The organism is Arthrobacter agilis, assembly GCF_002953615.1.
Lineage (GTDB): Bacteria > Actinomycetota > Actinomycetes > Actinomycetales > Micrococcaceae > Arthrobacter_D > Arthrobacter_D agilis_B.
Genome location: NZ_CP024915.1, coordinates 2,370,607 through 2,380,957, shown reverse-complemented (window position 1 = coordinate 2,380,957; position 10,351 = coordinate 2,370,607). Strand labels below are relative to the sequence as shown.

Genomic DNA, 10,351 nt, shown 5'->3' with positions numbered 1-10,351 from the left:
TGCGAGGTCCTCGGCGACGAGGACGAAGGGCGTGTCCGACGACGGGATGCCCGGTGCGGGCAGGCCGCGCAGCTCGGCCACGATGCGGGAGCGGACGTCGAGGACGTCGGCGGTGCGTTCGGCCATGTAGCCGCCGAGGTTGTGGAGCATCTCGGCGACGGACGCGCCGGCTTCCCAGACGGCACGCGCGGGTGACGTGCCGTTGTTGATCAGCTTGGTCGCGGACTTCAGCAGCATGGGATCGGCCGCCATCAGCGAGGTCGCCTGCAGCACGGCCTTGGCATCGCCCTTGGCGATCCCCGCCCTGCGCTTCAACTCCTCCTGGACGGCCTTGGAGGCGGCCTTCAGGGCTGCGACGGCGGCCTCGGGAGCGTCCGGGGAGTCGTGCCGTTCACCGGCTGGAGGTTCGCCGACCGACTTCGGCATGTGGCGGATCGGACCGATCACGCGTCCGGGGCTGACTCCGACCCCTGCGAAATTCTCCATTGAACGTCCTTGTCTCCTTGCCGGTGTGTTTCGGTCTAGCACCATTGTGCCGCTCGAGGCAAAAACTATTTGTGATGCAGTTCATATAACGGTGCTATAGGTGCTACGGTAGCAGGCATGAAAAAAGTAGGCGAACCAGCGCCTAAGGACAGGCTGCTGAGGGCCGCCGCAGCACTGCTCGCGGAGTCCAACGGCGAGCCCGTCTCCACCCGGCAGATCACCGAAGCCGCCCGGGTGACCGCTCCGACCCTGTACCACCACTTCGGTGACAAGGAAGGCCTGTTCGACGCCGTCGTCGCCGAGGGTTTCTCGGAGTACCTCGACGCCGAGAGGGGCCTCCCGACGTCGGGACAACCGATCGAGGACCTCCGGATGCACTGGGACAACCACGTTCAGTTCGGCCTCGACCATCCGCACCTCTACCTGGTGATGTTCGGCAACATCCGGCCCGAGCGCAGGCCATCCATGGTGGCCAGTGCGGAGGCGTTCCTCGAGGAGGTGCTGGCGCGGGCGGCCGCGGCGGCCCGCCTCGTCGTCTCACCGCGTGAAGCCGCCCGCAGCATGCTCGCCGCCAACATCGGCGTCACGCTCATGCTGATCGCGGAACCTGCGGCGAAACGCAACCTCGAGCTCTCCGCCATGACGCGGGAAGCCGTGATCTCGGCCGTGGCCACGGATTCCGAGGGCGACCCCACCACCGACACGGAGGGGACACCCTCCGTGGTCGTGGCGGCGATCGCCCTCAATGCCGCGCTGCAGTCCTCGCACCCCGACCAGCTCTCCAGCTCCGAACTGAAGCTCTTCCTCGAATGGCTCCAGCGCATCTCCAGCAGGTCGGGAAGCTGACGCTTCCCGGTCATCACCCATCCCTCTCCGCAGAGTTGCGGGGACAACGGTAAGGAAAGAATGTGGCAACACAACTAGAAGCGAGGTCCGGCACCAGTGCCCGGGTCCGCGTCCAGAAATTCGGGACGTTCCTGTCCGGTATGATCATGCCCAACATCGGCGCGTTCATCGCGTGGGGCCTCATCACGGCACTGTTCATCGAGGCCGGCTACTTCCCGGTGGGCGTGCTCGGGGGCTTCGGCGAGAACGCGGCCGGCGATCCGAACGTCGGCCTCGTCGGTCCGATGATCACCTACCTGCTTCCGCTGCTCATCGGCTACACCGGCGGCAAGATGATCTACGAGACCCGTGGCGGCGTCGTCGGCGCGGCCGCGACCATGGGCGTGATCGTCGGCACGAGCATCCCGATGTTCATCGGCGCCATGATCATGGGCCCGCTGACCGCCTATCTCATGAAGAAGATCGACAGCATCTGGGACGGCAAGATCCGCCCCGGCTTCGAGATGCTGGTGAACAACTTCGCCGCCGGTATCTTCGCCGCACTCATGGCGGTCTTCGGTCTGCTCGCCGTCGGCCCGCTGGTCACGCTCTTCAGCGACGCAGCCGGCAGGGGCGTGGACTTCCTCGTCAGTTCGGGACTCCTGCCCTTCACGAGCATCCTGATCGAGCCCGCCAAGATCCTGTTCCTGAACAACGCCATCAACTACGGCGTGCTCACCCCGCTCGCCACGGAACAGGCGACCGAGACGGGCAAGTCGCTCCTGTTCCTGCTCGAGGCGAACCCCGGCCCAGGGCTCGGCCTGCTGCTCGCCTACGCGGTCTTCGGCCGCGGCATGGCCAAGTCGTCCGCTCCCGGCGCCATCATCATCCAGTTCCTCGGCGGCATCCACGAGATCTACTTCCCGTACGTCCTGATGAAGCCCCTCATGGTCCTCGCCGTCATCGGCGGCGGCATGGCCGGTATCTTCACCCTCGTGCTCACCGGTGCGGGCCTGCGCTCGCCCGCCGCACCGGGCAGCATCATCGCCGTCTACGCCGCGACCGCCCAGGACAGCTTCATCGGCATCACCCTGTCGGTCCTGATGGCCGCTGCGGTCTCCTTCCTGATCGGCTCGGTCATCCTGAAGACCTCGAAGTCGACGGACGACGACATCGCCGGTGCCGCCTCCAAGATGGAGGGCCTGAAGGGCAAGAAGAGCTCCGTCGCCGGGAACTTCCGCTCCACGTCCGCCACGGACGGACCGATCCGCAACATCGTGTTCGCCTGCGATGCCGGCATGGGCTCCTCCGCGATGGGTGCCTCGGTGCTCCGCAACAAGATCAAGGCGGCCGGCTTCCCGGACGTCAAGGTCACGAACCTCGCCATCGCCAACCTGAAGGACGACTACGACGTCGTCGTGACGCACCAGGACCTCGCCGCCCGCGCCGAGCCCCTGACGCAGCGCGCGACGCACGTCTCCGTCGACAACTTCATGAACAGCCCGCGCTATGACGAGATCGTCGAACTGGTGCGCGCCAGTGCCTCGGCCGAGGGCGGGGTCGATCCGAAGAACCCGATGCCGGCCGCCGCGGCATCGGAGGCCGACGCGGACACCGACGGCGCAGGCACCGGTGCCAACGACGTCCTCGCCGAGCAGAGCGTCGTGCTGAACGGCAGGGCGACCACCCAGGAGGACGCCATCAACGAGGCCGGCCGCTTGCTGGTCGAGCGCGGTGCGGTCGACTCGAGCTACGTCGCAGCGATGCACGAGCGCGAGAAGTCCGTCCCGACCTACATGGGCAACTTCCTCGCCATCCCGCACGGCACCAACGCGGCGAAGGACCTGATCAAGCGCTCGGCCGTGTCGATCGTGCGCTACCCGGAGGGCATCGACTGGAACGGCAAGCAGGTGAAGTTCGTGGTGGGCGTCGCAGGCGTCAACAACGAGCACCTGTCCATCCTCTCCGCGATCGCCCGTGTCTTCTCCGACAAGGACCAGGTCGCCAAGCTCGACGAGGCCACCTCGGTGGACGAGGTCCTCGCCCTCTTCGGAAAGGTCAATGCTTAGTGAAGGCAGTACATTTCGGAGCCGGGAACATCGGACGCGGCTTCGTGGGGCTCCTGCTCCACGAAGCCGGGTACGAGGTGGTCTTCGCCGACGTCGCGGATGCCCTGATCGATCAGCTGGCCTCGACGCCCAGCTACGACGTCCACGAGGTCGGCGAGGAGCCGGCGGTGAAGACGGTGGACAACTACCGTGCCCTCAACTCGCGGTCGCAGGAGGAGGACGTCGTCGCGGAGGTCGCGACGGCGGAGATCGTCACCACCGCGGTGGGGCCGAACGTCCTCAAGTTCCTCGCCCCGGTCATCGCCCGGGCGATCGCCCGGCGTAGCGACGAGCTCGCTCCGTTGCAGGTGATGGCGTGTGAGAACGCCATCAACGCGACGGACATCCTGCGCCGCGAGGTCGAGCAGACGTACGACGGTGCGGCCCTGGACCTCGCGTCACGCGCGGTGTTCGCCAACACCGCCGTGGACCGGATCGTGCCGAACCAGGCGCCCGGGCAGGGGCTCGACGTCACCGTGGAGACCTTCTTCGAATGGGTCATCGACCGCACCCCGTTCAAGGGCAACGCGCCCGAGATCCCCGGCGCGACCTACGTCGACGACCTCGAGCCGTACATCGAGCGGAAACTGTTCACGGTGAACACCGGCCACGCGTCGGCCGCCTACTTCGGCTACGCGGCCGGCGTCGAGAAGATCGCCGACGCCATGGCGGACGAGGCGATCGCCGCGAAGGTGCGGGCCGTGCTCGACGAGACGAAGCAGCTGCTCGTCTCCAAGCACGGGTTCGACGCGGCGGAGCAGGAGGCCTACGTGCAGAAGATCCTGCGCCGCTTCACCAACCAGCACCTCCCGGACACGGTGGTGCGCGTCGGCAGGGCGCCGTTGCGGAAGCTGAGCCGCAAGGAGCGGTTCGTCGGTCCGGCCGCTGAACTGGCCGAGACCGGCGTCCACCCGGCCGCGTTGCTCGAGGCCATGCAGGCCGCACTGGCCTTCTCGGCCGCCGACGATCCCGAGGTCGCAGCACTGGCCGAGATCCTGGCCTCCCAGGAGCCGGGCGAGGCGACGACGACGATCACGGGCCTCGAAGCGGAGCACCCGCTGTACGGTCCCGTGCGCGAGATCATCGTGCAGCACGCGCCGGGCCATTCCGCCTGATCGAGGCCGACGGCAGGGAAAGGGAGCAGCTCCGGCTGCTCCCTTTTTCGTGGTCGGACCTTGACGCCGGGAGCCCCGAAACCTAGGTTGATTAAGGAAAGCGTTTTCGAATTAATGGATTCAATGATGAGTTCGGTCAAGAAAACCGCGGTCTCGACCTGCGTCGCCCTCGCCACGGGCACCCTCCTCACCCTCTCCGGTCTCGCCGTCCCCGCCATGGCGCAGGGCCAGGGAGCCGGCAACGCCGCTCCGATCGGGGGAGTGCAACTCGAATACCTGGACCGGGGGCTGGTCGCCGCCGCGACGCCCCAGGGTGTGTTCCTCAGCTGGCGGCTCAAGGCGGGCGAGGTGGCCGGCGCGACGGCGGACGGCCTGACGGGCACCGACTACACGGTCTACCGGAACGGCGAACCCGTCGCCACCGTCACGGACAGCACCAACTACCTCGATACTGCCGTGACCGGGGAAGGCGCGGCCGCCGCCGCACGGTACAGCGTGGGTGCCGTCGTCGACGGGGTCGAGGTGGAGCTGAGCGCCGAGGTGGCACCCTGGACGCAGGCGTACACCGACCTGCCGCTGACCAGACCGGCCGACGGCGTGACGCCGGCGGGCGAGGCCTACACCTACGCGGCGAACGACATGAGCGTCGGCGACGTCGACGGGGACGGCGCCTACGAGTACTTCGTGAAGTGGGATCCCTCGAACTCCAAGGACGTCTCCCAGATCGGGTACACGGGCAACACCTACATCGACACCTACACGGCGGAGGGGCGCCTGCTGAGCCGGGTCGACCTCGGCGTCAACATCCGCTCCGGCGCCCACTACACGCAGTTCCTGGTGTCGGACTTCGACGGCGACGGCCGGTCCGAGCTGATGCTCAAGACGGCGCCCGGGACGAAGACCATCACCTACGGACCCGACGGAGCGGTCACCTCGGAACGCTACGTGACACTGCCCGAGGCCGACGTCGTCGCCGGCTACACGGACACGGACGACTACCGGCTGGATGCCGCAGGCTACTACGAGCACGTGGTCGGGATGTTCAAGGGCTGGCAGGACCACCCCGAGGTCGCCGCGGGGAACTGGCCCGCCACGCTCGAGGAGGCCTTCGGGATCGCGCAGCGCTACGACTACCCGCTGTCGGACGCCGACGCCCGCGCGATGGCGGACTACTTCATCGACGTCTACGCCCCGTCCCGGAGCGCGCGGAACAACCTCCGTGCCTTCGAGGGCTTCATCGTCGACGGACCCGAGTACCTCAGCATGTTCGAGGGAGCCACCGGTGCCGAACTCGAGACCGTCCCCTACGAACCGGGCCGAGGAGACGACGGCCTGCTGTGGGGGGACTACGCCATGGCCCGCATCGAGCCCGGCAACCGCGTGGACCGTTTCCTCGCCGGCGTGGCGTACCTCGACGGCGAGAACCCGTCGGCCGTCTTCGCCCGGGGCTACTACACGCGGGCCAACATCGTGTCCTACAGCTGGGACGGGGAGCGCCTGGCCCAGGACTGGGCCGTCGATTCGGGCCACGTCCCCATGTCCAACCCCTTCAACGACGGGCCGCACGGCGGCAGGGGCAGCAGCGAGGAATTCGGCGCGCTGTCCGGGCAGGGGTTCCACTCGCTGAGCGCCGCGGACGTCGACGGCGACGGCCGGCAGGAGATCGTCTACGGCAGCGCCACCATCGATGACGACGGCTCGCTCCTCTACAGCTCGTCCGACATCCTCCCCGCCGGCAGCTCCGCCCCCGGGACGGAGGCGAAGCTGGGCCACGGCGACGCGATCCACGTCACCGACATCGACCCGGACCGCCCCGGCCAGGAGATCTTCTCCGTGCACGAGGGTGCGACGGGGGCTCCCTACGGCTGGGCCATGCGGGATGCATCGAACGGCGAGGTCCTGTTCGGCGGCTACACGGGCAGGGACACCGGCCGCGGCATGATCGGCGACATCGATCCCGCCGTCCGCGGCATCGAGAACTGGGCCGTGGGGCTCCGCTCGGCGTCGGGGCAGCTCCTTCCGGGCAACGGCCCGGGGACGAACATGAGCATCCGCTGGGCCGCCGATGGCACCACCCAGCTCGTCAACGGCACCGGCAGCCAGTCCGCCACGATCGACGACGCGAAGCGCGGCCGCCTGCTCACGGCGACCGGCACGCGCACGAACAACGGCACCAAGGGCAACCCGTCGCTCGTCGCGGATGTCCTCGGCGACTGGCGCGAGGAACTGCTGGTCCGGACGGCGGACAGCTCTGCCATCCGGATCTTCGTGAGCACCGAGGTGACGGACCGGAAGCTGTACACCCTGATGCACGATCCGCAGTACCGCGCGGAGATCGCCCGCCAGAACACGGCCTACAACCAGCCTGCCTACACCGGCTTCTACCTGGCCTCGGACACCGACTTCACCGGTGTCCCCGTCCCGGACGCGTTTCTGCCCGGTGCGCTTCCCGCCCTGCAGCGACAGCTCGAGCAGGCCATCGCGGCGGGCGACGTCTCGGGTCCGGCCGCGCAGCAGCTACGGACCTCGCTCGACCAGGCCCAGCGCGCCGTGGAGAGGGACCAGTCCGGCAACGCGGTGCGGGCCCTGCAGAAGTTCCTCGACCGGCTGGAGCAGACGAAGCCGGGCACCGTGTCCGACGAGGCCCGGGTCCAGCTCGGGTACGCAGGATCGGCGGTCCTCACCACGCTGGGCTGACGACGCCGAGCAGAACTCTCGGCAGGATCGCGTGCGGACGGGCACGCGGTCCTGCCGGAGCCCGGGCCGCCCCACGGTCGGCGGCCGTTGGGTAGATTGTGCCGTGTGAGCCGAAACCCCCGAGACCTGCTGTCGATCGTCTACTCGAGCACCGCAGCCCAGCTGTTCGACGACGGCGAGCTCAGCGCACTGCTGGCCCTGAGCAGGCAGAACAATGCCCGTGCGCACCTGACGGGGATGCTGCTGTACCGCAGCGGACGATTCCTCCAGGTCATCGAGGGGCCGGCGGACGTCCTGCGCGAACGCATGTCCATCATCGCCGCGGATCCCCGGCACCTGGACGTCCGCGTCCTCCTCCGGGAGACCATCGACGAACGGCAGTTCCCGGACTGGACCATGGCGTACGAGCCCGCCTCCGATGTGGCTGCGGAGGACATTCCCGGGTTCCGCAGCACGTTCGCAGACATCGAGGGCGGGGACGATCCGCAGGAGTCCGTCGCGGCCCTGCGCGAACTGCTGCTCTGGTTCCAGGACCGCGCGGCCCGGCTGCACCGCGCCTGACCGGCCCTCTCCGCGACCATGGGAGAGCCGGGAGTGTGGGCGATCCCCGCCGTCGTCCGCACGCGGCCCAAGAGGCCTCAGGAGCCCGTGAGCTCCCCGATGAAGGCCAGGTGCTCCACGTCCTGGAAGGCGCCGCCCTGCTCGTGCCCGTTGTACGGGTACACCTTCATGCGCTTCGGGCCGGCGTAGTGGTTGTGCGCGGCGAACACGCACGACGGCGGGCACACGTCGTCGAGCAGGCCCACCGAGAACATCGCCGGGATGGTGCTGCGCGTCGCGAAGTTCACGCCGTCGAAGTAGCTGAGCGTGCGGAAGACGGAGTCGACCGCGTTCCGGCGCGTGCCGAGATACTTCGCGATCTCCGAGTAGGGGACCGTGTCGACGATCTCCGTGGCTCGCCGCATGTGTGCGAGGAACGGGACATCGACGATCGCGCCGATGGGCGGGGTGTCGATGACGCGCTGGGCGAGAGCCGCCGTGGCGAGGGTGATGCCTCCGCCCTGGCTGCCTCCGGAGATCACCACGCGGGACGGATCCACGGCGGGGTGCGCCTGCGCGGCCTCGACGGCGTGGACGGCGTCCACGAAGAGCCGGCGGTAGTAGTAGGTCGCGGGATCCTCGATGCCGAGCGTCATGAAGCCGCCGACGTGGGGCCCGTTGAGGGCGCCGTCCGCGGTGTCGCCGGGCCGGTGGCCCGAGCCCTGGCCCCGGAGGTCCATGACGAAGTGCGCGAACCCCGCACTGGGCAGTCCGGTCCATTCGCCGAGCAGGCCGCGCCCGCCACCGTAGCCGATGTACGTGACGACGGTCGGCAGGGGGCCGGGAAGGTGACGCGGGGTGAGCAGCCAGCCCTTCACCGGCTGGCCATCGTAACCGGCGAACGTGACGTCCTCCGTGACCAGCTGGGTGTAGCCCGCGTCCACCTCCTCGAAGGAAGGGGAGGCGGCGTGCGTCCGCTGCTCAGCGAGGGTCTTGTCCCAGAAGGCGTCGTAGTCGGCGGGTTCGTCGCGATCCGGCAGATAGCTCCGTAGCTGGGACAGGGGCAGGTCGAATTGAGGCATGGGGTGCATCCTTTCATGGCTTCGATGGGCGAAGATAGAGCGCGGACAAGCTCGCCCGGATCAGGCTGTTGACCATTGATACGATTCAATCTACGCTGTGGGATAACGCTTTCCCAGAGGCGTCCAACGATGGCTGACAAAGAAGTTTTCCAGGAGGACAAAGATGTTCCGCACATTCTCACGGCGCACCCTGACGGGCGTTGCAGCCCTGGCCGCCACCGGCCTGGCCCTGACCGGTTGTGGCGGCGGCGGGGGCGAACCTGCAGCACTGAACACCGAGGAAGAGATCACCCTCAACTACACGTTCTGGGGCAACGACGACCGCGCCGCCCGCTACGACAAGGCCATCGCGGCGTTCGAGGAGAAGTTCCCGAACATCACGATCAACGACACGTTCACCGACTACCCGTCGTACTGGGAGAAGCGCCAGACCGAGGCGGCGGGCGGCGGACTGCCGGACGTCATGCAGTTCGACTACACCTACCTCCGTCAGTACGGCGACAACGGCCTGCTCCTGAACCTCGAGGACTACTTCGGCAACGGCATCACCACCGACGCCATCGACGAGAGCCTGCTGTCCACCGGCAAGCTCGAGGACGGCACCTTCGCCATCCCCACCGGCTACAGCGCGTGGTCGGTGTTCCAGAACCCGGCACTGCTCGCCGACGCCGGCGTCGAGCCCTACGAGGGCGGCACGAGCTGGGACGACTACAACACGTACATGGCGTCCGTCACCGACGCCACGGGCGGGACGGTGTACGGAGGAACCGACACCACCCAGCGCATCCAGGACCTCGAGCTGAAGCTGCGCCAGCAGGGCCGCGAGCTGTTCACCGAGGACGGCGAGCTCAACTTCACGCAGGAGGAGCTCGTCGAGCACTGGACCGAGGGCCAGGAGAACCGCGACAAGGTCACCGTTCCGCAGAGCAAGCTCGAGGAGATCAACCCGGTCTCCGGCTTCGGTGGCAACCTGACCACCAGCGAGATGAGCTGGAGCAACTTCCTCGGCGGCTATCTGGGAGACTCCGGAGCCGAGGAGATCACCATCGTCGCTCCTCCCACCGACAGCCCGGACGAGAAGGACCTGTACCGCAAGGTCGGCCTGATGCAGGCTGCATCCTCCTCGACCGAGCACCCCGAGGCAGCGGCGGCATTCGTCGACTTCCTCATCAACAGCCCGGAGGTCGGCGAGATCTTCGGCGCGACACTCGGCATCCCCGCCTCGGAGACGCAGCTCGAGGGTGCGAACCTTGAAGGACCGGACAAGGCCGTCAAGGACTACCTCGATTCCATCGAAGGTCGCATGGGCGACGCTCCGGCGGCACCGGTCGCCGGCTTCGGCGCCATCGAGCAGACGTTCTGGGACCTCGGCAAGTCCATCGGACTGGGCGCCGTGACCCCGGAGGACGCCGCGAAGCAGTTCTTCGACGAAGCCTCCGTCACGCTCGGTAGCTAGGCAGACAAAGGAGTTAGATCGTGACAACGGACTCGGCGCACG

General features: G+C 67.9%; 8 protein-coding genes. 6 read left to right on the top strand and 2 right to left on the bottom strand.

Annotated elements, in window-relative coordinates:
* Positions 1–486 (bottom strand): phosphoenolpyruvate-utilizing N-terminal domain-containing protein (locus CVO76_RS11595; RefSeq protein WP_279628575.1); only part of this gene is annotated, 486 nt, incomplete at its 3' end.
* Positions 487–603: 117 nt separating this feature from the next.
* Between CVO76_RS11595 and CVO76_RS11590 the strand changes: the two genes are divergently transcribed.
* The 5 genes from CVO76_RS11590 to CVO76_RS11570 all read left to right on the top strand — a co-directional run bounded on the left by CVO76_RS11590 (position 604) and on the right by CVO76_RS11570 (position 7,792).
* Entirely contained in the window at positions 604–1,332 is a 729-nt protein-coding gene (locus tag CVO76_RS11590; protein WP_133082478.1) for a TetR/AcrR family transcriptional regulator, read from the top strand.
* 62 nt (positions 1,333–1,394) lie between these two features.
* On the top strand, positions 1,395–3,380 hold the full coding sequence (locus tag CVO76_RS11585; protein ID WP_208739358.1) for a PTS mannitol transporter subunit IICBA: 1,986 nt from the start codon (positions 1,395–1,397) through the stop codon (positions 3,378–3,380).
* On the top strand, positions 3,380–4,534 hold the full coding sequence (locus tag CVO76_RS11580; protein WP_208739357.1) for a mannitol-1-phosphate 5-dehydrogenase: 1,155 nt from the start codon (positions 3,380–3,382) through the stop codon (positions 4,532–4,534). The genes CVO76_RS11585 and CVO76_RS11580 overlap by 1 nt, the downstream gene beginning before the upstream one ends.
* A gap of 126 nt (positions 4,535–4,660) precedes the next feature.
* Positions 4,661–7,231, top strand: coding sequence for a rhamnogalacturonan lyase (locus tag CVO76_RS11575; RefSeq protein WP_244185917.1), 2,571 nt, complete (start codon positions 4,661–4,663; stop codon positions 7,229–7,231).
* Between the two features lie 105 nt (positions 7,232–7,336).
* A complete protein-coding gene (locus tag CVO76_RS11570) occupies positions 7,337–7,792 on the top strand; it encodes a BLUF domain-containing protein (protein WP_244185916.1) in 456 nt (151 codons plus the stop codon).
* 77 nt (positions 7,793–7,869) lie between these two features.
* On the opposite strand, the gene CVO76_RS11565 is transcribed toward CVO76_RS11570, so the two are convergent.
* Positions 7,870–8,853 carry an acetylxylan esterase gene (locus tag CVO76_RS11565; RefSeq protein ID WP_208739355.1) on the bottom strand — a complete coding sequence of 328 codons (984 nt, stop codon included), beginning with the start codon at positions 8,851–8,853 and terminating at the stop codon, positions 7,870–7,872.
* Positions 8,854–9,016: 163 nt separating this feature from the next.
* Between CVO76_RS11565 and CVO76_RS11560 the strand changes: the two genes are divergently transcribed.
* On the top strand, positions 9,017–10,309 hold the full coding sequence (locus CVO76_RS11560) for an ABC transporter substrate-binding protein (protein WP_133082483.1): 1,293 nt from the start codon (positions 9,017–9,019) through the stop codon (positions 10,307–10,309).
* The last annotated feature ends 42 nt before the right edge of the window (positions 10,310–10,351 follow it).